This window comes from Mucilaginibacter sp. CAU 1740 (assembly GCF_039839285.1).
Lineage (GTDB): Bacteria > Bacteroidota > Bacteroidia > Sphingobacteriales > Sphingobacteriaceae > Mucilaginibacter.
On sequence record NZ_JBDOQS010000013.1, the window covers coordinates 18,027 to 41,354 of the forward strand.

16 protein-coding genes are annotated in these 23,328 nt (G+C 42.7%); 5 read left to right on the plus strand and 11 right to left on the minus strand.

Annotated elements, in window-relative coordinates; genetic code table 11:
- Positions 1–189 precede the first annotated feature (189 nt).
- Complete coding sequence (locus tag AAFN85_RS24140) at positions 190–2,688, plus strand: hypothetical protein (RefSeq protein ID WP_347530304.1); 2,499 nt, start codon at positions 190–192, stop codon at positions 2,686–2,688.
- A gap of 888 nt (positions 2,689–3,576) precedes the next feature.
- Positions 3,577–5,496 (plus strand): glucosamine-6-phosphate deaminase, encoded by a 1,920-nt coding sequence (gene nagB / locus AAFN85_RS24145; RefSeq protein ID WP_347530305.1) that lies wholly within the window; start codon positions 3,577–3,579, stop codon positions 5,494–5,496.
- Between the two features lie 75 nt (positions 5,497–5,571).
- Here nagB and AAFN85_RS24150 read toward each other — a convergent pair whose 3' ends face one another.
- The 4 genes from AAFN85_RS24150 to AAFN85_RS24165 form a co-directional block, all read right to left on the minus strand.
- Entirely contained in the window at positions 5,572–6,744 is a 1,173-nt protein-coding gene (locus AAFN85_RS24150) for an aspartyl protease family protein (RefSeq protein WP_347530306.1), read from the minus strand.
- Positions 6,745–6,814: 70 nt separating this feature from the next.
- Positions 6,815–7,402, minus strand: coding sequence for a hypothetical protein (locus tag AAFN85_RS24155; RefSeq protein WP_347530307.1), 588 nt, complete (start codon positions 7,400–7,402; stop codon positions 6,815–6,817).
- A gap of 136 nt (positions 7,403–7,538) precedes the next feature.
- Positions 7,539–9,806: an aconitate hydratase gene (locus AAFN85_RS24160; RefSeq protein WP_347530308.1), complete on the minus strand. Its 2,268-nt coding sequence runs from the start codon at positions 9,804–9,806 to the stop codon at positions 7,539–7,541.
- A gap of 320 nt (positions 9,807–10,126) precedes the next feature.
- Positions 10,127–13,333, minus strand: coding sequence for a S41 family peptidase (locus AAFN85_RS24165; RefSeq protein ID WP_347530309.1), 3,207 nt, complete (start codon positions 13,331–13,333; stop codon positions 10,127–10,129).
- Positions 13,334–13,370: 37 nt separating this feature from the next.
- Between AAFN85_RS24165 and AAFN85_RS24170 the strand changes: the two genes are divergently transcribed.
- Positions 13,371–14,654 carry a glycosyltransferase family 4 protein gene (locus tag AAFN85_RS24170; RefSeq protein ID WP_347530310.1) on the plus strand — a complete coding sequence of 428 codons (1,284 nt, stop codon included), beginning with the start codon at positions 13,371–13,373 and terminating at the stop codon, positions 14,652–14,654.
- The gene (locus AAFN85_RS24175) at positions 14,647–15,399 is read left to right on the plus strand and encodes a glycosyltransferase family 2 protein (protein WP_347530311.1); all 753 of its coding nucleotides are present in this window, start codon (positions 14,647–14,649) and stop codon (positions 15,397–15,399) included. Before AAFN85_RS24170 ends, AAFN85_RS24175 begins: the two co-directional genes overlap by 8 nt.
- A gap of 258 nt (positions 15,400–15,657) precedes the next feature.
- Here AAFN85_RS24175 and AAFN85_RS24180 read toward each other — a convergent pair whose 3' ends face one another.
- From AAFN85_RS24180 to uvrB, 5 genes are all read right to left on the minus strand, one after another.
- Positions 15,658–18,132 carry a hypothetical protein gene (locus tag AAFN85_RS24180; RefSeq protein WP_347530312.1) on the minus strand — a complete coding sequence of 825 codons (2,475 nt, stop codon included), beginning with the start codon at positions 18,130–18,132 and terminating at the stop codon, positions 15,658–15,660.
- An 84-nt stretch (positions 18,133–18,216) separates the two neighbouring features.
- On the minus strand, positions 18,217–18,510 hold the full coding sequence (locus AAFN85_RS24185; RefSeq protein WP_347530313.1) for a hypothetical protein: 294 nt from the start codon (positions 18,508–18,510) through the stop codon (positions 18,217–18,219).
- Between the two features lie 15 nt (positions 18,511–18,525).
- On the minus strand, positions 18,526–18,780 hold the full coding sequence (locus AAFN85_RS24190; RefSeq protein ID WP_347530315.1) for a DUF4834 family protein: 255 nt from the start codon (positions 18,778–18,780) through the stop codon (positions 18,526–18,528).
- A 116-nt stretch (positions 18,781–18,896) separates the two neighbouring features.
- Positions 18,897–19,481, minus strand: coding sequence for a Uma2 family endonuclease (locus tag AAFN85_RS24195; protein WP_347530316.1), 585 nt, complete (start codon positions 19,479–19,481; stop codon positions 18,897–18,899).
- 162 nt (positions 19,482–19,643) lie between these two features.
- Positions 19,644–21,668, minus strand: coding sequence for an excinuclease ABC subunit UvrB (gene uvrB / locus AAFN85_RS24200; RefSeq protein WP_347530317.1), 2,025 nt, complete (start codon positions 21,666–21,668; stop codon positions 19,644–19,646).
- 279 nt (positions 21,669–21,947) lie between these two features.
- On the opposite strand from uvrB, the gene upp reads away from it, so the two are divergent.
- Positions 21,948–22,592, plus strand: coding sequence for a uracil phosphoribosyltransferase (upp, locus tag AAFN85_RS24205; protein WP_347530318.1), 645 nt, complete (start codon positions 21,948–21,950; stop codon positions 22,590–22,592).
- Between the two features lie 3 nt (positions 22,593–22,595).
- Here the strand turns inward: upp and AAFN85_RS24210 are convergent, their stop codons facing one another.
- Both AAFN85_RS24210 and AAFN85_RS24215 read right to left on the minus strand, forming a co-directional pair.
- Positions 22,596–22,925, minus strand: a complete 330-nt coding sequence (locus AAFN85_RS24210; RefSeq protein WP_347530319.1) for a hypothetical protein — start codon at positions 22,923–22,925, stop codon at positions 22,596–22,598.
- Between the two features lie 236 nt (positions 22,926–23,161).
- Positions 23,162–23,308, minus strand: coding sequence for a hypothetical protein (locus tag AAFN85_RS24215; RefSeq protein ID WP_347530320.1), 147 nt, complete (start codon positions 23,306–23,308; stop codon positions 23,162–23,164).
- Between the last annotated feature and the right edge of the window lie 20 nt (positions 23,309–23,328).

Sequence of the window (23,328 nt, forward strand, 5' to 3'; positions counted from 1 at the left end):
CTACACTAAGGGTATCTAAAATCCTGAAAAACGTCCTTTACCGTAGTTAAAAAAACTCTATTTTAGCACATTATTCTAACCTCTAACGCAAGTAAGTTTGCGCATTTAAACACAGTGCCTTCGATGATAAAAAATGGTAAAATTTTTATGCTTTCAAAAAAGGCATGTAAGATTGTGTTACTTTTTTTTATGCTGTTCCCAGCCATTAAAAGCCATGCGCAGGGGCTGCAATTCGGCTCGAACGATAGCCTGATGAGCAAGCGTACCTCGTACCAGGTTTTTAAAGACGAGGTGCCTACGTTTCATGATCATCTTAAAATAGCTTTTGATCTTTCGCTTTGGGATAACCAGCACCTTGGGTATATTTTAAACCTTACGGATGTTAAAGGCAACTCATACAGTTTAAGTTCTATCTACAATCAGGGTTCGTTCCTTAATTTTAATATCGATAGCCGCAGCAATAAGCTTAATATCCCTCTTGCCGATTCATTGCTGAAGAGGCGCAAATGGATGAAAGTTATAGTCGACCTGGATTTGAAGGGCGATAAAATAGGTGTCTCTATCAACGGGAAATGGTACCGCGCCGCGGGTTTAGGTTTTGATGATAAAATAAAAGCTAAGATCACCTTTGGTAAAAACGAGCACTACTCGGACGTGCCTAACATGGCCATCAAAAACCTGATTATCGGTAATGATGATGATAAATACAGCTTCCCGCTTAATGAGTGGGCCGGTAACGATGTTTATAATGATGAAGGTGATAATATAGGTTGGGTAGATAACCCCGCCTGGCTCATCAACGAATCATACTTTTGGAAGCAGAGATACACTAAAACATTTAATGAAGTAGCCGGGCTTAACTTTAACCAACATACCGAGCAATTCTTTATCTATAAAAGCGATTCGCTTTTTTATTACGATGTGGAGTATAACAGGGGATGGGCCAATCCCTTTAAAAAACGTTTGGATGTGCCGCTACATTTGGGCAAAAGTATTGTGAACGTAAAGGAAAACAAATGTTACCTATACGAAGTACTACGGGCTCCGCAACCGGCACCATGTATTGCCGCTTTTAGTTTGGATAGCCTTACCTGGGATTTTTATGGTAAGGCCAACATTACCGAGCAAAGGCACCATCACAATGTATTTTACGATAAGGATTTTAACAACCTATACCTGTTTGGCGGCTACGGCTCATTTAAATACTATAAAGATTTTTTTAAGTACGATAAAGCTACCGATAACTGGCAGATCCAGAATTTTACCGGTGATGTTATCAATCCACGTTTCTTCTCGGCAGCGAGTGCTGCTGATAACAATAATGAGGTGTATATTTTTGGCGGCTACGGCAATCAATCCGGCAACCAGGTGGTTGGCGGGATCCATTATTATGACCTATACCGGGTTAACCTTACCACCCACACCGTAAAGAAACTTTGGGAGATCAAGCCCGATGAGGAGGCTTTTGTACCGGCCAATAACCTCATTATTTCAAAAGATAAGCAGTTTTTTTACGCCCTGTGCTACCCGCACGAACGGCCTAAAACTGCTATGCGTTTGTACAAATTTTCGATAAAGGATGGATCGTACCAGATAGTAAGCGGAACTATCCCAGTTGTGTCCGAACGGATTGAGACAGATCATAACCTGTTTTATAATGCTAAACAGGATGTGTTTTATTGCACCACGCAGGAGTTTGTTACGCCATCACAATCTACCATCAGGATCTTTGCGCTTAGCGCCCCGCCGGTTAGTGAGCAGGATTACCTGTCTGCGCATCAACCCCGGCCAAAAACATTTACCCTATACAGGGTTTTGGGAGGCGCTTCGGCATTGTTGTTTTTAACAGGGATCGTATTGTTTTTTCTGAAGAGAAAAAGGGTGGACGAGGAGGAACAATCTCCGGTTGCCAATATCGAACCAATCATTACCGAACCTGAAGAAAAAGAGATCGGCAATAAAGCTGATGCCGTTTACCTGCTGGGTGAGTTCACCGTTTTTGACAAAAACGCGAAGGATATCACCTACCTGTTCAGTTCGAAAATTAAGCAGCTCTTTATCCTTATTTTATTGAACAGCCGTGATAAAGGCGGGGTGATTTCCAAAAAGATCTCCACTATTCTTTGGCCGGATAAGGATGTGGCTAAAACCAAAAACATCCGGGGAGTTACTATTAATCACCTGCGTAAGATCCTTTCGGATATTGAAGGGTTGGAACTTACTTTCCTGAATGATACTTACAGCTTCGTTATAGCCGAAGATTTTTACTGCGATTATTTTATTGTAAGGGATGACCTGAAACAGGCCGGGAATGCAGAGCAACCTTTATTTAATCATTTTGATTTGATTGTGCGCGGTGGCTTGCTACAGCATATCCCCGAAATTTGGCTTGATGATTTTAAACAGGAATATGAAGAAACCCTGATGCCGGTAATTTTACCGGTGATCAAGAAGGTTTACGACTCATATGACTATAAAAGAGCGCTCGAAATTTCGCGGGTTGTTTTGAATATCGATCCGTTTAACGATACTGCTATCAAATTTAAGATCAAGGCCTTGCGCCGTACCCGTGGCATTGAACATGCCCGCAAAGTATATGATGAGTTTGCTGCCGAGTATGAAAAATCATTAGGCGAGGAATACCACGTTCCGTTCGAAAAGATCTGCTCCAATAAATCTGACGAATAATAATTGAAAAATTAAGATGTTGATAGTTAGGTTTTTAATTACGCATTTAATCTTTTTCTATAAATATCCTATTAAATCTATCTGTTTGGTAGAATATTTATATATTTGCATCAGATTAGTTTGTGAATGGGGTTCATTTAAAACTAAGTGGCAGGCGCTGGTTCGGCAGCAAACGGTTGGTTCGACTCCGCCCCTGCATCTCTTCTCTCTCATGATTTATGTTTTATAATTGGTTAGCAAAAAGAGTATTCCTGCCCATCAGGAACTCTTTTTCATTTTTTAGGGGGAGACACAGCATATGAGCAAGTAGAAATATTTCTTGGAATTCTATTAGATCATGTCATTGCGAGGAGTCGAGCAGGGTTGCGCAAAGGGGGGGGGCGACGTGGCAATCGCATGCTATGCAGAGCGGCTCGGCTTCCGTGCGATTGCTTCGTACCTGGCAATCACATGTTCAAAAATGGGTGTCATGCTGAGCTTGTCGAAGCATGGTGGGTGGGCTTCTGCGCGCCCATTCGACAAGCTCAGGGTGACAGGCCTATCCGCCTGATATCATACAATCCTTCAGAGGTCATATCTTTTACTTACTCGCAACCAAATGAGATATATTTTCGCAAATTTTAACCCAATTACATGTTTAATCACCTTTTCGGGATAGAAAATACTTATTAAAAAAATTTAAAAAGTTCTTTTAAATCAAATTATGTTTTATTAAGTTTGTATTGATAATGCACAGCTTATTATTATACGTAAATTACTTTATGCTCATGTCGGTGAGGATAAACATTTTTGTTAATTGGTTTGATAAAAATCCTCGCCCCGGCGGGGGTTTTTTGTATAGCGACTTTTTTAAACTTTCACATATAAAATACAGGTTCTGAACAAATTATGGCAAGATTAAATTTATTGGAAGAAACCCGGTACGAGAAGTTACCGGTAAGCGTTTACAGTGATGCGAAAGCGGCTTCGATAGCAGTGGCCGACAGGATTGCAAAGCTGATTAAAGCCAAACAAGCCCGCGGCGAAAAAGCGGTATTAGGCCTGGCCACAGGCGCAACCCCGGTTGCCGTGTACGGCGAACTGGTACGCCAGCACAAGGAAGAAGGTTTGAGCTTTAAAAACGTGATCACTTTCAACTTAGACGAGTACTACCCGATGAAACCCACAGCAGCGCAAAGCTATGTGACTTTCATGTACGATAATTTGTTTAGCCATATTGATATCGACAAAGAGAACGTACACATTCCGGATGGTACCCTTGATGCTGATGAAGTAGTTGCCTTTTGTGTGGAGTATGAAAAGAAGATAGAAGAATTTGGCGGCTTGGATTTGCAGATACTAGGTATCGGCCGTACCGGTCACATTGGTTTCAATGAGCCGGGATCGGCACCAAACTCAGGTACCAGGATGGTTACTTTAGATGACCTTACCCGCCGTGATGCTGCGAGGGATTTCGGTGGTAAAGCGGATGTGCCTACTAAAGCCATTACCATGGGTATCGGTACGATATTCAAAGCCCGCGAAATTATCCTGATGGCCTGGAGCAAAAAGAAAGCCCAGATCATTAAGAAAGCCGTAGAAGGTGAAATTTCGGGTGAAGTACCTGCTACCTACCTGCAACTATCCGATAACGTAGAGTTTGTACTTGACGTTGAGGCAGCATCAGATTTAACCCGCTTTGATACCCCATGGCTGGTTAAAGACTGTGTGTGGGATAACCAACTGAAAAAGAAAGCCGTGATCTGGTTAGCTAACGAGATCAACAAACCGGTATTAAAATTAACCGAAGAAGATTATAACACCCACGGCATGGCCCAACTGGCGGTTGAGCAAGGTCCTGTTTATAATATCAACATTGATATTTTCAACCAGATTCAGCATACCATTACCGGTTGGCCGGGTGGCAAACCAGATGCTGATGATTCACAAAGGCCGGAAAGGGCATTGCCTGCTAAAAAACGTTCAATCATTTTCTCTCCACACCCTGATGATGACGTAATTTCAATGGGTGGTACCTTTATCCGCTTGGTTGATCAGGGCCATGATGTACACGTAGCTTACCAAACTTCAGGTAACACCGCGGTATGGGATGATGATGTATTGAGGTACATGGAGTTTGCTATCGACTTTACAAATTCAATCGGCGAAGACAGCACCCATCTTCAAAAATCATATGAAGAAATGCGCGCCTTTTTCCCAACCAAACAGCCAAACGAAATCGATACGCAAGAGATCCGTAACGTAAAAGGTTTCATCCGTAAAACAGAAGCTATCTCGGGTGCGAGGTATGCAGGTTTACAGGATGATCATATCCACTTTATGGCACTTCCTTTTTACGAAACAGGTAAAACCAAAAAGAACTCGGTAGGAGAGGAAGATGTTCAGTTAACCATCGAGCTACTCCAAAAAATAAAACCACAGCAAATTTTTGCGGCCGGTGATTTTGCTGACCCTAACGGAACCCACTTAGTTTGTTTCAAAATTATCCTTGCCGCATTAGAGCGATTAAAAGGAACAGAAGAATGGGTTGAAGATTGCTGGTTATGGATGTACCGCGGTGCATGGCACGAGTTTGAAACTCACGAAATAGAAATGGCCGTGCCGCTTTCGCCTCAAGAGGTTATCCGTAAGCGTAACGCCATCTTTAAACATCAATCGCAAAAGGATACCCCGGTATTCCCTGGTGACGACGCACGCGAGTTTTGGGTACGCGCTGAAGACCGTACCCGTGATACCGCGCAACGTTATGACCGCCTTGGTTTAGCTGAGTATGAGGCTATGGAGGCCTTTGTGAGGTATAAGTTTTAAGTGATTATCAGACTTGCGAAGTTTTTAAAACTTCGCAAGTCTTTTCTTTATTATGCAACCCGGCCAACGGGGAAATTATTCTCGTTTAATCGTAATCTTCTTTAGTTCGCCTTTTGCATCTTTAATAGTTAATATTGCTGTTTGCCTGCCATCAAGAAGACTTCCTGATTTTCTGTTAATAATGTCACATATGTTTACAGTTTCAGTATTCATATCGTCAATTGCTACTATCTGATCGCCGGGTGAAATCTCACCTCGTAATCCCTTCCATACTATTCCTACCACAAGATGGTTGCCTGATAAATTTGGTCTGATTGGCCAGTTGTTTTTTTCAACGTGTATCGTGTCCGCTTTTGTATCAAAATAAAACCGTTGATGAATAAAATCCAGGGTCAATATTCCATAATCTAACAGCTTGGTACCTATTCTTGTCATATTACTTTTAAGAGTTTCTCCGGTCAGATCTGTAAATACCTGATTTCCGATACTAATAACCGGAAAGAATAAACGCTTTGCGCTGTCGCTTTTCTGTACGCCGAAAAGGCCGGTGGTACCAGCTCCGTAGCCAATACTGGTAATAGCAAAAGCATTGGATTTTGCCACTAATGCGATATCGTCTTCTGAAGGCACGAATAGAATGCTTTCGCCGCTATCAAAACCAGCCATCAAAAAAAGTTTATTCGGCCCTTGTACAGGAATATAAGGATAACTTTGCATAGGATCGACAACCAATAGCGCCCCATTCTTTTTATTTAGCGATAGTTTTTTCTCGTTATCAGTAATAATGATCAATTGTTTTTCCTGATCGATCCGCAAAATAGATTTCCGCAGAATATTGCTACCTAACACACCGTCTATATGCCAGCAAGCATAGGCTGCGGAGTTTGTTATGAGGCTTGGGATATTATTGAAGGTGGTATTACCCAGTTTAATTTCGGCCAGGTCAACTACATTTAATGAGTCTTTTAGTCCGGTAGCATCAGATATGCTCATGCGATTTATACTGGGCGATTTCAATTCGGCAGCAAGAGCTGGAGTAATTTGTACAGGCGCGCCGGTATCAAACAGAAATCGATGTTGTTTACCTGCAATTTCTACAGTAATAAACATTTTGCCCGATAGTTTTTCGTAAGGGATCTCTTCGTAATAGTTTTTAGCGCTTGTGCCTCCCTGGTTAAAAGTGAAAGGTTGGGCAAATGCAAAAGCACTGATCAATAAAAATAAGGTTGAGGTTAAAATTGATTTCATATTAGGTGTATGGCTTTAAATTTAGCGAAAAATCATAAGCGGTAAGTAAGGGATAGAATTATTAAATCCATTATATAAGCAACTTATACTTATTTACATGCCAATGCTTGTCCTTTGTTTCGATAAGATATCCAATGATCTCACTTTTGCGCTCAAGCCTTTCTGATATATCTCCTGTCCAAAAATCAAGTACTCTTTTTTTATTATATGTAATCAGTATAATGTGTTCTCCTACCCCTATTCCTCCGGTAAGGTAAGTGATTATAAACAGATGCCCATCGCTGCCAACATTAATCAGTTCACGATTGGGTAAATCGTCGTCCCAGCCTCCATCACAACAATTCCATTCTTTGCCCGGATCTGCTATTGAAAACCCATCAGCGGCAAAGGATGCTAAGAAATCTTTTACAACTGAAGGAATACCTTTAATGCTTGTGTGCAATAACATCGATGATTTTTTAAGATCGGCTATAAAAGCGTCAAGGTTTTTATCCTGTAATATGAGCGACTGATTAACTGAGAGAGAACCGGAATCCCCAATCTGTTTTATACTCGAAATAGGATGAGCTTGATAAGTAACGCTCCTGGCTTTTTTTGACTGCGCGTTAGCAACTGTAAATAAGAAGATCAGGATTAAATGAAGTAGCAGGAATTTCATATAAGGTCGGTTTCCAATTAACAAACGTTGTAAATCATAAATGAGTATCCGTCACACAATCATCCAACAAAAAAGCCTCCCCAAACGGGAAGGCTTTCAATATTTAAATCCGAAATCAAAATTCCGATATCCGAAATTAAGATGCCATTTGAGCACGGATGATGTTCAACGCGCCGCCTGCTTTAAACCACTCAATTTGCTGTGCATTGTAAGTGTGGTTTACAGGGAATGATTCGGTTGAGCCATCTTTGTGGTGCAAAACAACAGTTAACTGTTTGCCTGGGGCAAATGTAGTTAAGCCGGTGATATCGATAGTGTCATCCTCCTGGATCTTATCATAATCGTTGTTATCAGCGAAAGTGATACCCAACATACCTTGTTTTTTAAGGTTGGTTTCGTGGATACGGGCAAATGATTTTACCAATATGGCACGTACACCTAAGTGACGAGGCTCCATGGCTGCGTGTTCACGTGATGAACCTTCGCCGTAGTTTTCGTCGCCTACTACGATAGAACCGATACCTGCTGCTTTGTAAGCACGCTGGGTAGCCGGAACCGGACCGTATTCGCCGGTCAGTTCGTTTTTAACGCTATCGGCAGTAAGGTTAAAGTAGTTGATAGCACCGATCAGCATGTTGTTCGAAATGTTATCCAGGTGGCCACGGAATTTCAACCATGGGCCTGCCATCGAAATATGGTCGGTAGTACATTTACCTTTTGCTTTGATCAACAGTTTTAAACCGGTGATGTCGGTACCTTCCCATGCTTTGAACGGCTCAAGCAATTGTAAACGTGATGAAGTTGGAGAAACGATCACTTGTACTTTACTGCCATCTTCGGCCGGTGCCTGGTAACCCGCATCTTCAACCGCGAAACCTTTTACCGGTAACTCGATACCTTGTGGCTCGTCAAATTTAACCTGCTCACCTGCTTCGTTGGTTAACGTATCAGTAAGTGGGTTAAAAGTCAGATCGCCGGCGATAACGAAAGCGGTAACAATTTCTGGTGAAGCCACGAATGCGTGGGTATTAGGGTTACCATCCTGGCGTTTAGCGAAGTTACGGTTAAACGACGTGATGATAGAGTTTTTGCGGGTAGGATCGTCTGTATGACGGGCCCATTGGCCAATACATGGTCCGCAGGCATTAGCCAATACAACGCCACCCATTTGGCCGAATGTATCCAGGTAACCGTCACGGTCAACAGTGTAACGCACCAATTCCGAACCCGGAGTGATGGTAAACTCGGCCTGAGTTTTTAATTTTTTATCGATAGCCTGTTTAGCGATAGAAGCCGAACGGGTAATATCCTCGTAAGATGAATTGGTACATGAACCGATCAAACCAACCTCTAATTTGGTAGGCCAGCCGTTTTCTTTAACAGCAGTAGCAAATTTAGAGATAGGCCATGCCAGATCCGGAGTGAACGGACCGTTTACATGTGGTTCAAGCTCGCTCAGGTTGATCTCGATAACCTGGTCAAAGTATTGCTCAGGGTTAGCGTAAACTTCCTCGTCGCCTGTTAAGTGTTCGGCGATAGCATCAGCTAATTCAGCGATATCGGCACGTTTTGTACCTTTTAAGTAAGCAGCAGCTTTTTCGTCGTAACCGAAGATAGAGGTAGTAGCACCGATCTCGGCACCCATGTTACAGATAGTACCTTTACCTGTTGCCGACATTGAACGGGCACCTTCGCCAAAGTATTCAACAATGGCACCGGTACCACCTTTTACGGTAAGGATACCCGCAACACGCAGAATTACGTCTTTAGCAGAAGTCCAGCCAGAAAGTTTACCGGTTAATTTAACACCGATCAGTTTAGGGAATTTAAGCTCCCAAGGTAATCCGGCCATAACGTCACAAGCATCGGCACCACCAACACCAATAGCGATCATGCCTAAACCACCTGCGTTAGGTGTATGAGAATCTGTACCGATCATCATACCGCCAGGGAAAGCGTAGTTTTCTAACACTACCTGGTGAATGATACCTGCACCGGCTTTCCAGAAACCGATACCATATTTATCAGATACTGAGGCCAGGAAATCGTAAACTTCGCGGTTAACGTCAACAGCGGTACTTAAATCTTCAACCGCGCCAATTTTAGCCTGGATCAAGTGATCGCAATGTACGGTAGACGGAACAGCAACCTGCGGCCTGCCAGCTTGCATAAACTGCAAAAGGGCCATTTGCGCGGTAGCATCCTGCATGGCTACACGGTCTGGTGCAAAATCAACATAATCAACCCCGCGACCGAATGCTTGTTGAGCATCGCCTTCGCTAAGGTGGGCGTATAAAATCTTTTCGGTTAAAGTAAGGGGTTTACCGGTCGCTTTACGTGCAGCCTCAACGCGGGTGCTGTAGCGGTCGTAAACCTTTTTGATCATATCTAAATCAAAAGCCATTTGTATTTGATTTTTAGGTGAAAAGTAAAAGAAATTGACGTTAAGCCCATTAACTGGCCTTAGAGCGGCGAATTTACAAAAAATAACATTCCAAAGCCGTCAGTGCTTTGTACAAATGTTATTTGGATATGTTCTAAATAAGTGATTGGGGATTAGGAGGTAGAGATGGGATAAGAATAGTAATATTTTTATGGAGATAGTCCAAAAACGTCATTGCGAGGTACGAAGCAATCCCCTACTTACAGAGAAGCCTGCATAGCCTCCCTGCTAATAGGGGATTGCTTCGTACCTCGCAATGACGTCTTTTAAGAGATGAACTGCTATTTTTCTGCTTTTGATGTAGTCGGAGGCAACTGTTTCAAAATCTCCTCAATAGCTCTATCCAATTGCGGATCTTTATTTTCCAGTCTATCAGTAAAATTAGTGTTCACATAAATATCCGGCGATACACCATTTTTCTCAATGTCCTTACCATCAAGCGTGTAACAGCCCCATGCCGGGATGCGATAAAACGAACCATCAACCAAACCTTTGCCGCTGGTGAAAATTATCCAACGATAAGTTTCAGTACCTACTATTTTGCCAAGACCTAAAGCTTTAAAACCTTGCGAGGTCATTTCGCCATCGCTCAGGGTTTGCTCATTCATCAACAGTATGATGGGCTTTGCTACCGGGGCAAAGTTAGGCTGCGGGGTTTTCTTACCGTCGCGGTAGGCCCATTGCAGGTAAGGTTTTTGGGATAGGAAGCGGAGCACATTATCGTGCACGTTGCCGCCGGTGTTATATCTTAGATCGAGGATCAGCGCGTCTTTTTTGTAGGCATCATCAACCATATCTTCCATAAAATCTTCCAAAGCGCCGTCGCCCATGTTTTTCATGTACGAGTAGGCTATGCGGCCTTTGCTTTTATCGGCAACGGTTTTGGCGTTGGTTTGGATCCAATCATCGTACAGGTTGTTTGATAGGTCGCCGGTTGATTCGGGGTGTAGTTTTACTTTTACATCTTTACCCGCGCGGGTAAATGTCAGTTCAATTTCGCGGTCAAGCTGGGGCTTGGTGAAGTAGAAGTTACGGTCCTGCTTTTCATCAACGGTAACACCGTTTACCGCTTTTAATATATCGCCCGGTTTTACATCGATGCCTGCTTTATCAGCATTGCTGTGGATGGCTATGCTGCTCACTTTGTAGGGAGAGTCGTTATCAAAAATGATCCCAGTTTCCATGGTGCGGTAGGATAGATTTTTCCTTTCCTCGCTGCCGTTTGAGTAAAAGCCCTGGTGTGATGAGTTTAGCTCGCCCAACATATCGTTTAATAATAAGCGCAGGTCAGAACGGTTATTGATGTAAGGCACAAAGGCTTTATAGGTATCATGCACCTTTTTCCAATCTGCACCGTGGAAGTTTCCATCGTAATAGTTCTCATCCAGCCCAGCCCAGGTTTCGTCAAACATCTGAGCAAATTCGCCGGCAATGTTCCTGTTAAAGCTGTAATTGATATCGATCTTATCAACTTTGTTGGCATCAATGTTCAGTGTATAAATATTGCCGCCTGCTACCAAAACGTATTTATCGCTATTGCCAAAAATATCAAAACTGCCAAAATCGCCGCCCCCAACTTTTTCGGTTTTAGGTTGCTCAAAGTTTTCGAGTGTGGTGCGGTAAAGGGCACCTCTTCCTTCGCTATGGTTTGATGAATAATAAACCATTGTTTTATCACCTTTTTGGATCACGTACGAACCTTGCGCCTGACCAAACTCAGGGCTGATGCGCTCCAGACGTTTCATCAGTTCGTCGGTATCGATAGTGATCTCGGCGGGCGCTTTTGGCGTTGGTTGCTCGGATAATGGTTTCTTTTTGTTGGATTTTTTCTCTTTCTCTTTCGATTTTTTATCGTCGTCTTTTTTCTCCTCTTTAAATAGAGCGTTGAACTTATCCATTTTAAACGGATCATCATATTTTTGAAGCGGCATGCGGTAAACATGCGCATCTTTCGATCCATAAGGATACTCCGGCTGCGTACGCGATGAAGTAAAATAAATATACTTCCCATCCGGCGACCAGAACGGTGCCGCCTCGGTAACACCACTATTGGTCAAATTAATGATCTTACCGGTTTTTATCTCGTAAACAAAAACATCCATTTCAAAATTGCGGTAGGCATTATAAACCACATACTCGCCATTAGGCGAAAACCTCGGCTGCGGATTATAAAAGCCCCAAAACTCATCGGTTACGATGGTTTTTGAAGTAAGCGTTTTTAAATCTAAAAGCTTCAGCTCATTACGGCCACTCAGGTAAATGGCTTTTGAGCGGTCTTTATTCATGTTGAACTGGCGGTCGCTGCCTTTATCAGTAGTGATCTGTTTTTCCTCACCGCTGCCATCAGCTGCAATGGTGTACAAATTAGGGTAGCCGCCTAAAGTTTGCCCAAACAGCAGGGTTTTGTTATCGGCCATCCACTCCACTTCGGTAACACGCTCGCCAGTATTGCGTTCCAGTTTTTTGATGAATTTGCCTTCGGCATCGCTTACAAATAATTCGCCGCGGGATATGAAAGCCAGTTTTTTGCCATCTGGCGATAGATCAGCACCTTCAATTTTGCCACCAACATCAAAGGACTGTTCTTTAGGCAATACATTATTGCGGAACAGGTTTAAGCTTAGTTTTTGTGTTTGTTTAGATGCTACATCGTACACAAACAGCTGGTAATCTTTTTCAAAAACAACCTTGCTGCCGTCGGCACTTACCTGCGGGCGTTTAATGGATGTTGGAAAATTGGTTAAAGCGGTTTTCTTTCCGTCGATAAAAGTGTAGAGGTTATATTCTTCATTGCCCTCGTCGGATACGAAATAGATGTTCCCTTTTTTATCGACAGTGGTCCAGAAATCTTTGCCTAGCCAGTCGGTGTATTTTTTGTAGGCTTTTGTTTTGGGATTGTATGATTGGATATCGGGGTTGTAAGCACCTTTGTAATGTTTACGGTTAGAGAAGAAATTACTTTCCCAGGTATTGCTAAAAAACAGTTCGCCGGTTTGCGGGTGCTCTACCACACCGTGAATAGTATTGAAATAATGACCGAACAACCGGACTGGTGTTCCGCCGGTAGCAGCAACCTTATACTCGCTGAAGCCATTATACCTGCCCGAGTAAAAATAAATAGATTTCGAATCCCAGCTCCAGGAGTCCACATTATCCCCCGAATCGTTGTAGGTGATCTGCTTGATATCGCCACCGGCCAACGGCATTACATACACATCATTATTGCCAAACTGGTTTGACGAAAAAGCCAGCCACTGTCCATCCGGCGATACTCGCGGACTTGTTTCATCGCCCTGCATAGCGGTTAAGCGGGTAGCCGAAGGATTGCCGATATCAGCTTTCCATAGGTCACCTTCGTAAGTGAAAATTACGGTTTTGCCGTCGGGCGTAAGGGTTGGGTTTGAGGTAAAATAGCTTGTGGCGGTTTGGGCATTAACACCTGTTTGCCAAAGAACGGCTGCAAACAGGGCGAGGTATCGTTTTTTCATTTGGTTTAAGTATGATGAATAAATGTATTTTTGAGCCATGTTAAAAGTAGTGCATTTAAACACTTACGATGGTAATGGCGGTGCGGGCCGGGCATGTATGCGCCTTAACCGTGCATTACTTAGCCAAAATATCGATTCTAAAATTATAGTCCATTATAAATTTGGAAATAATGCTGATATCAAGACTTTTAACCGTGGCATTATTCAAAAATCGTACACCGCGGCAACTATTATTTTTGAGCGGATATTGGCTAAACGCTTTTTAAAACCGGATAGCCGAACGCCGTTTTCCTTTACCTGGTTTGGCCGTTCGGTTATTAAACACCCCGATGTTAAGGCTGCCGATATTATTCACCTGCATTGGGTAAACCATGGTTTTTTAGATCCCAAACATATCGCCGAAATTAAAAGGCTGGGCAAGCCAGTGGTGTGGACTTTTCATGATAGCAATGCTTTTACCGGTGGTTGCCATGTGCGCTACACCTGCACCAACTATCAGCAGGAATGTGGCAATTGTCCGCTGCTGATTAATTCCGGGAATGATGATATTTCTCACCGTATCTGGCAGCAAAAAAATAAAGCCTATCAGCAACTTGATTTTAATGTAGTAGCGCCAAGTACCTGGATGCAGGGATCGGTAGAGGCCATCAGCCTGATGAAAGGTAAGGCCATCAGCCAGATCCCTAACACACTCGAAACCGATATTTTTAAACCGATTGATAAAGCGGAAGCTAAAGAGCAAGCAGGACTGCCAACAGATAAATTTATTTTTTTAAGCGGATTTATGCCTTCGCGCAAGGATCTGCACAAAGGCACCCAATATCTACTGGAAAGCATGGAATTGCTTAAGCAACGTTTAGGTGCGGATGCAGATAAAATTGAACTTGTTGTATTTGGCAACCGCGGTACCGAAGCTGTGCCGGATTTTCCATTTAAAACCAGTTTTTTAGGAACTATCAATAATGATGAAAAGCTTGCTCTACATTATGCCGCTGCTGATGCTTTTCTGATCCCATCGCTGGAGGATAACCTGCCTTATACTGTAATGGAAAGTTTGAGTTGCGGCACACCTGTTATCGCCTTTACTACGGGTGGTATCCCTAATATGGTGCAGCATGAATATAGCGGTTACCTGGCCACATACCGCTCATCCGAGAGTTTTGCCGATGGGATGGAATGGATCATCAAACACCCTGAAAAGGAAAAGCTGAACCGGCAGGCAAGGCAAACCATTATGGATCGTTTTTCGGAAGAAGTTATCGCCAAACAACATATCGAAGTTTACAATAATTTGCTGAGTGAGGGAGGCAACAATGTCTAATCCCCGGTTAAGCGTTATCACTATTGTGTACAACAATGTACGGGATATCGAGCGGACCATGCGTTCGGTGATCAACCAAACTTATACCAATATCGAATACATTGTTGTTGATGGTTTATCTAACGATGGTACCCTGCAGGTTATCGAACAATATAAAGATCGCATCGCTAAACTCGTCAGCGAAAAGGATGAAGGTATTTATGATGCCATGAATAAAGGTTTAGCCTTAGCCACCGGCGATTATGTGATCTTCATGAACTCGGGCGATGAGTTTTATGATAGCGAAACTGTTGCGGCTGTATTTGCCTTAGCTAATGATGCTGATATCTACTACGGCGAAACAGAGATGATAGCTAATGATGGCAGCAGCTTAGGCCAACGCCGCCATAAAGCTCCGGAAAAATTTACCTGGCGAGGATTTGAATACGGTATGAGTATTAGCCATCAGGCTATTTATATTAAGCGTGATTTGGCTGAACCTTATGATAGGCGGTACCAGTTAAGTTCAGATATCGACTGGATCATCTGCGCAGCAAAAAAAGCTAAAAAAATAGTTAACGTAAACCGCTACGTAGCAAAATACCTGGTAGGGGGGATGTCGAAGAAAAAGCATAGACAAAGCCTACAGGAGCGCTTTGATATCATGAAGCGGAACTATGGGTTATTATCTACCGTTTTTAACCATTTTGTTATCGCTTTTAATTTAGGCTGGTATTGGTTGAAGAATAGACGGACGAACGATTAGCGGAAACTATTATAAAAAATGTCATTTCGATAGAGCCGGGGTGGGAAAGAGCGCCGGAGCGAAAGAGAAATCTTGTACACCATGCTAAGCGGCAATGCTTGTTGGCTTTGCAGGGCGTACAAGATTTCTCCTCACCCTCCGTGGTTACCCTCCCACTGTTCGCCGAAATGACAATTTGCTTTTAGTCAACTGAATTGTTGGATACAAAAAAAGCGATGAGTAAAACCCATCGCTTTTCTCTTTTATTATAAACTTAGTTTAAGCTTTTTTACCCGCAGGCTTTGCAGCCGGAGTTTTCTTTTTGTTTTCGGTATAAGCGGCACCACCTAAGGCAAGTACCAGCAATATCGAACCAGCTAATGAAATAGTTTCGCCGGTGTAGTATGATGCCGGGTGGAAAATAAACTCAATTTTGTGGTTACCTACCGGGATCTGTGCGGCACGCAATAAGTAATCAGCACGGAAGTAAGGTTTCTCAACACCGTCGATATACATTTTCCAGCCTTTGTTATAGTAAACTTCAGAGAATACAGCAATTTGGTTGGCAGTAGAACCGCTTTGGTAAACCATATGATCAGGCGAGTAGCTGGTCAGCTCGATCTTGCCATCACCTACGCCCGAACCTAATACTTTCTCATCGATGATGCTTTTGTATTGCTTATCAACAATGGCTTCATCTTTTGGTGTAAAGCTGCTGATAGCCTGCATTTCCTGGTCGGCATTATCGGCATATTTAATGCTTTTTACAAACCACACGTGGCCACAAGCTGTGGAGTTTGCCTGCATACCTAATGCCTGGGTTTTAGGATCGGATGTGATGATGTATTTCACGTTCATCATATCCAGTACATCCTGGTTAATGCTTTTGCTTAGTTGGTTATCAACCAATTCTTCCCAGCGTTTTAATCTTGCGGCAGAGTATCCACCTAATGATTTATAGAAGAACGGCGTTACACCATCGCCTTTAAGATATTGGGTAACATCAAACACGCGGAAATCAGGGTCTTTATCTTTCATGATAAATTGGTCAACTTCACGTGGCTGTGGCGCTTCGTTATCTTGTTTTGCAGCAAAGCTATCAGCGTTTAAAAAACGTTTATCGATGGTCCAAAGATCAACCAGTACCAATGCCAGGATGCCCAGCGATAACATGGTTGGGCTGACCTTCTTTTTTAAAAATGCCCAACCTAAACCAAAAGCTACAGCGATAAATATCAATGAGCGTACAGCGTCGGCTTGTGCTAATGATTCCCTGTCGGCCCTTAAAGCGTTAGTAAGGGTTTGCGCGTCAATTTTAAATTCCTGCGCAATTTGCCCGATAACACCTGCTGTTTGCTCGCTTACGCTGAACGATAAAAGTACCGAAGGTACAACAGCGATGATAAGCGCCAGGCCACCGGTTATATAAGTGGCAATTTTAAACTTCTTGAACAGGTTCTCTTTATCTTCGTTTACAATAGCCTCGTTAACTGCCAGTACCGCGAGTATAGGGAAACAGAAACCAGCAACAGCTAATATCGACTCAACCGCGCGGAACTTATTGTAAAGCGGGAAGTAATTAAAGAACAGATCTGATACATAAGGCCAGTTACGACCGAACGACAGCAACATGGTTAATACAACAGCGCCAAGCAACCACCATTTAATGCGGTTTTTAACAATCATTAAACCCCATACAAATAATAAGCAAATTACCGCGCCAAAGTAAAACGGACCTTCGGTAAATTGTTTGTTACCCCAATAAAGCGGGAGGTAACGGGCAGAAATCGCGACAACCTGGTTAGGATCGGCACCGCTGGTGCTAAGTGCTTTAATTACGTGCGATTCCGGATCGATAGATCCCTGACTGCCACCACCGTAAGCATTAGGCACCAGGAAGGTGAAACACTCGGCAACACCCTGGCTCCACTCATAAGCATAATCACGCGCTAAGCCATTGTTTGGCTCAGAAGCTTGCCTGGTTAAGTTTGATTTACCACGGATGGTTTCGTTTCCATAATCGGCAGTGCTCCATAAAATAGATGCATTCACTGCTACGGATAGTGCAACAGCTGCTGCAATGTAGCCAGCCGATTTGATGAACGCGCTTAATGTTTTGTTTTTGATGGCATGATATAGCTCGATACCCAACATGATCAATAAAGCCAGCATCAGGTAATAGGTCATCTGCACGTGGTTGGCACGGATCTCTAAAGCCAGAAACAGTGCGGTAACCGAAAAGCCTAAAAGGTGTTTGCCGCGAAGCGTGAGTATGATCCCTGCCAGTATCGGCCCAAAAAACGCTATAGCGAATGCCTGGTTAGCATGCCCGGCATGTAACAGGATAATATTATACGTTGAAAAAGTAAACGCCAATGAACCGGCCGCGGCCAGCCATGGGTTAACTTTTAACACAATGAATAAAAAGTACGTACCCAATAAAAATATCAGCACAGTACCTACTGGTGTAGGCAACGTGTAATTGATCACATTAACAATATGCGTTGTTAAATTGGCTTTGTAAGGTGCCCAAAGCTGGTAAGCGGGCATACCGCCGTAGATCTGGTTTGTCCAGAGTATGGTGGTGTCTTTAGCCTTGTAATCATTAATTTCTTTTTGGGTTGATAAAGCCCTTGTAACGTCACCACCTAATGTTTTACCCTGGAAAGCCGGGGTTAAATAGATAAAGCAGATCACTAAAAAAATTGCAGCTATAGCAAAGTGAATGCCGTTGCGCTTGAACCAGTTATTCATTTAAATATTTTGAAATGGATATTATATTCCTCAAAAATAGAAAATACAATGAGAATAGGAATTATAAGTTTATGTTAAGGCCTGTTAACAGTGCTGTGAGTAGCGCAAAGCGAAATAAAGGCCTATCATTACAACAAGGCTCACCACGTAAGCTATAACCTGGGGTTTGTCATATTCTTCGCGGTATTTGCGGATGGTGAAAAAGTTATAAGCGGCTAATCCGGCCAAAACCACCCAATAAAAACTTTTAATGCCTGTGCAGGAAGTAAGCACCTGCGTAGCAACACCAAACACTATAAAGTTGGTGATAATAAGCGTGATGGAAGCGGGTGTGTTGTTGTGATTATGCCGCCTGTTAAATACCGGGTTGGTGTTCATATTTGTTGATAAGGTTTACTTTAATTCTTCGTAATCAACAAACTCACCTTCGCTATCAGGTACGCTACCTTTTTTAGGCTGAGGCACATGGTCAATACGTATTTTACCGTCGGGCTTAGGGCCTTCATTATAATTACGTTGTTGCTGTTGATATTGCTGTTGTGCCTTGTTCACCAAACCCTCAAACAAAAACGGCAGCAGGTAACGCACCAAACTACGAATGATGTAAAGGATACAGATCGATATGATCAGGAAACGAATAAGAATCATACTGTTGTACTTTTGAGCTTACAAATATAAGTATATAACGAATATTTTGTTTGATTATGATTTTGAGTCGCGAATGTGCAAATTTCAGATGTGCTGATATGCAGATTGTTTATGGGTCAATTATCAGCAAACACGGTATCTAAACTTAATTCAAAACCGGGAAGGATCGGTGTAGTGATAGTATCACCCATTGTCATTAATTTTGAAGGTTGATAGCCATCAGCAGTTAGGGTATATTTCAGAAACGTTTTATCTTGCGGAGATACTATCCAATATTCCTTAACACCGGCCTCCTCATAAACTTCATACTTATTACGTAATTCTTTCTGGTTATTGCCGGGGGAAAGAATTTCAACTACTATATCTGGTGCACCTGTGCAGCCTCGGGTATCTATTTTATTCGGATCACAAACTACACAAATGTCAGGCTGAACCACGGTAAAAACTTTTCTATCATCATGGTCTCCTTTGCGAGGCAACCGGACGTCAAAAGGAGCAGGATAGGCTTTGCATTTTTTGCCTTTTAGATATGGATATAATTCGCTGGCTATAATCCAGGAAATATATTGATGTTTCGAGGCGGGTGCAGGTGTCATTTTAAAGATCTTGCCTTTTATTAATTCAAGACGATCCTCAAACGTCCATTGCAAATAATCGGCGTATGAATATGTTTTTGAAAGATCAAGATCTGATAATTGCATAACTCGGCTTTATTCAAAGTTAATAAATGTTTAGATATCTAAATATTTAAACATCAAACGTTGTGATTAGAACAGTCCTAACAATTCTCCCAATCTCTTAATCCCATAAATCACGGTTCAGAAAAAATCAGCGAAATCAACGTAATCAAAACCAATCAACGGTTAAAACTTCTCCTCCATCGTTTTCTCCAACGCAAACATTTCATCACGCAGCTTGGCTGCCAATAGGAAATCCATATTCTTGGCGGCGGCAAGCATTTCTTTTTTGGTATTCTCTATCGATTTTTTCAGATCGGCTTTGGTCATGTATTGAACAATTGGGTCGGCGGCAAGGGTAATGGTATCCATTTCTACGTAAGCCTGTTGTACGCCACCTTTAAAGTCAACCACCGATGTTTGCTCCATAATTTCCTCGCGCGATTTACCTACTGTAAGCGGGGTAATACCGTGCAAGGTGTTATAGGCAATTTGAATTTCCCGGCGACGATTGGTTTCATCCATCGTTATCTGCATCGAATCGGTTATTTTATCGGCATACATAATTACCCTGCCGCGATCGTTACGGGCAGCACGGCCAATGGTTTGGATCAACGAACGTTCAGAACGCAGGAAGCCTTCCTTATCAGCATCCAAAATGGCAACTAACGAAACTTCGGGTAAATCCAAACCTTCACGTAATAAGTTGATGCCTATCAATACGTCAAATTCGCCCAAACGTAAACCACGTAATATCTCAACACGTTGCAGGGTTTTCACTTCCGAGTGAATATACCGGCACTTAATACCCAGCCTGTCCATGTATTTTGCCAGTTCTTCGGCCATGCGTTTAGTGAGGGTGGTTACCAGTACGCGATCGCCTTGTTTAATGGTTTTATCAACCTCTTCCAGCAAGTCATCCACCTGGTTTATTACCGGACGAACATCAATAACCGGATCAAGCAGACCGGTAGGGCGGATCACCTGCTCAACCACCACACCGTCCGATTTTTCTAATTCAAAATCGCCGGGGGTAGCGCTTACATAAACAGTTTGTGGAGCCAGGTTTTCAAACTCCTGGAAGTTAAGCGGACGGTTATCAAGCGCCGCCGGCAAACGAAAGCCATAATCAACCAGCGAGATCTTACGCGAACGGTCACCACCATACATCGCCCTGATTTGCGGTACTGTTACGTGACTTTCATCAATCACCATCAGGTAATCATCCGGGAAATAATCCAGCAAACAGAATGGCCTTGCACCGGGCTGACGCCCATCAAAAAAGCGGGAGTAATTCTCAATACCCGAGCAGTAACCCAACTCGCGGATCATCTCCAGGTCGTAATTAACCCTTTCTTCTAACCGTTTTGCTTCTAAAAACCTACCATCACCAATAAATTGTTTTTTGCGGGTTTCTAATTCCTCTTGTATGGCCCAGATCGATTGCAGGAAACGCTCGCGCGGGGCGACGTATAAGTTGGCGGGGTAAACCACCATGTGCGTCATTTTTTCAAGGGTTTTGCCGGTACCAATATCAAAAGTGCTTAGCTCTTCAATATCATCGCCAAAAAAAGAAATACGGTAAGCATAATCCAGGTAGGCCGGGAAAATATCCACGGTATCACCTTTAACCCTGAAGGTACCACGTTTAAAATCGGCGGTGGTACGGGCGTATAAAATTTCAACCAGGCGGTGCAAAAAAGCGTTCCTGGTAATGCGTGTGCCCACCGCGAATTTGAAAACAGAATCGGCAAAATCGTCCGGGTTACCCATACCGTAAATGCATGATATGGATGATACCACGATCACATCCCGCCTGCCCGACATTAGTGAAGAAGTAGTACGCAAACGCAACTTCTCTATCTCTTCGTTTATCTGAAGATCTTTTTCAATATAGGTATTGGTGGTGGGGATAAAAGCCTCGGGCTGATAGTAGTCGTAATAGGACACAAAGTAGTTCACCGCGTTCTCCGGGAAAAACTGCTTAAACTCACCATATAGTTGAGCCGCCAGGGTTTTATTGTGACTTAATATCAGCGTAGGCTTTTGCGTTTGCTCAATAATATTGGCAACTGTAAAAGTTTTACCCGACCCGGTAACCCCCAAAAGGGTCTGATACGGATCGCCGTTGTTAACGCCTTCAACCAGTTGGCGAATGGCCTCGGGCTGATCGCCGGTGGGTTTATATTGTGATGTTAATTTAAAATCCATGTTGTTATGTAAAAATACAAATAATCTGCCAATAGGGTTTGCTGAGCAAAATAAGTACGTGGTAATGACAAGAGTATGTCAGTAGGGCAGCTTAGTTTGCAGTTTTCAGTGGGCAATAAAAAGGGTATCCTAAATTTATGAAGCAAACCGGCAATAGTTTGGTCTAAAATCTGATTTAGGAAACTATTGATAGTCCGCGTTTTTTAAGGTAGCTTGCAATAGCTGATTGTAAGGAAAACCATCGCTGCTCACTGCAAACTCATAACTGCAAACTGACAAATGATCTTTATCCTCAACAAAACCGATACTATTGCCAACCAGTTCCTGGCCGAGCTGCGTGATGCTGTTATCCAGCAGGATAAGGCGCGTTTTAAAAACAACCAGGAAAAACTGGGTGGCATACTGGCTTACGAACTAAGTAAAACCCTCCATTACACAACCCAGGATTTTCAAACCCCGTTGGGTACTGCCAGCATCAATATACCTGCCGATGAGCCCGTGCTCGGTGTTGTTTTACGCGCCGGACTACCATTTCATCAAGGCTTTTTAAATTTTTTCGATAGATCATCTTCTGCGTTCATTACCGCTTACCGTAAGGTAAAACGCAATGGCAGCTTCGTTATCCAGGTTGATCATATCTCGGCCCCAAACCTTGATGATAAGGTTTTTATTTTGTGCGATACCATGCTGGCCACCGGGCAAAGCGTAGTGCAGGTTTGTAAAGAACTAACTGCCCAGTATAATATCAAAGAGTTACATATTGCCGCGGTAATTGCCAGCACCGAAGGGGTAGCCCATGTACGTGCCAATTTGCCTAAAGCTAAGCTGTGGATCTGTGCCGTTGATGATGAGGTGACCAGCAAGGCTTACATTGTTCCGGGCTTGGGCGATGCTGGGGATCTGGCTTTTGGGGAGAAGGCGTAATACTTAAAAGCTTTCCTTTTTTTCTGGATGTCTGTATTTAGAATATCTGGTTAAAATCATTTCAATCAAAAAGCTATGTGACAAACAACCGAATATCAGCCCAAGATTATATATCAGGAAGTTGACATGGATTTGTGGAAAATGAGAGAAAATTGCGCAGGGGTAGGCGATTGTAATAAATAAATATTTGAATATCGGTGCTATATATTCTGAAAAGAAGCTATTGGCAATACCTGTTTCTTCGTCTGCAGCTGTTATTAAAAATGATAGATAAGCAATAAAAACGAGCGCGACAAACGTTAAAAAAGCTCGTTGATATTTTATATTTTTCAATGGTATAAATTTGTGCAGGCACTAAAGATAATTAATCCGGCGCCGAAAAGCAGAAATGAAAAACTACAAACACATCTTCTTCGATCTTGACATGCCATCTTGAATGTTAGTAAAACGCAACAGAAAGATCGTACAACCCAATGTTAAAATAAGTTAATATTCCCATTGTTGTTACTTGTTTAAAAGTTTATTTCTTTTCTTTAGCAGATCAATCATCTGCACATGACCTATAACCCTTATCGCCCATTTTTTTTTCTTTTATTAATATTGATAACGCCTTTTGCTTTAAAGGCCCAAGCCACAAAATCACTTTTATTAAAAGGAGTTGATAGCATTCCCTTGCCGCCGGAACCCAATGGCATATCACTTTTTACTTTGATCAATGATAAGCCCGAAATTATAG

Coding starts and splice junctions, on each gene's coding strand:
- AAFN85_RS24140 (WP_347530304.1), top strand. CDS start 190: ATGCTGTTCCCAGCCATTAAAAGCCATGCGCAGGGGCTGCAATTCGGC.
- nagB (WP_347530305.1), top strand. CDS start 3,577: ATGGCAAGATTAAATTTATTGGAAGAAACCCGGTACGAGAAGTTACCG.
- AAFN85_RS24150 (WP_347530306.1), bottom strand. CDS start 6,744: ATGAAATCAATTTTAACCTCAACCTTATTTTTATTGATCAGTGCTTTT.
- AAFN85_RS24155 (WP_347530307.1), bottom strand. CDS start 7,402: ATGAAATTCCTGCTACTTCATTTAATCCTGATCTTCTTATTTACAGTT.
- AAFN85_RS24160 (WP_347530308.1), bottom strand. CDS start 9,806: ATGGCTTTTGATTTAGATATGATCAAAAAGGTTTACGACCGCTACAGC.
- AAFN85_RS24165 (WP_347530309.1), bottom strand. CDS start 13,333: ATGAAAAAACGATACCTCGCCCTGTTTGCAGCCGTTCTTTGGCAAACA.
- AAFN85_RS24170 (WP_347530310.1), top strand. CDS start 13,371: ATGTTAAAAGTAGTGCATTTAAACACTTACGATGGTAATGGCGGTGCG.
- AAFN85_RS24175 (WP_347530311.1), top strand. CDS start 14,647: ATGTCTAATCCCCGGTTAAGCGTTATCACTATTGTGTACAACAATGTA.
- AAFN85_RS24180 (WP_347530312.1), bottom strand. CDS start 18,132: ATGAATAACTGGTTCAAGCGCAACGGCATTCACTTTGCTATAGCTGCA.
- AAFN85_RS24185 (WP_347530313.1), bottom strand. CDS start 18,510: ATGAACACCAACCCGGTATTTAACAGGCGGCATAATCACAACAACACA.
- AAFN85_RS24190 (WP_347530315.1), bottom strand. CDS start 18,780: ATGATTCTTATTCGTTTCCTGATCATATCGATCTGTATCCTTTACATC.
- AAFN85_RS24195 (WP_347530316.1), bottom strand. CDS start 19,481: ATGCAATTATCAGATCTTGATCTTTCAAAAACATATTCATACGCCGAT.
- uvrB (WP_347530317.1), bottom strand. CDS start 21,668: ATGGATTTTAAATTAACATCACAATATAAACCCACCGGCGATCAGCCC.
- upp (WP_347530318.1), top strand. CDS start 21,948: ATGATCTTTATCCTCAACAAAACCGATACTATTGCCAACCAGTTCCTG.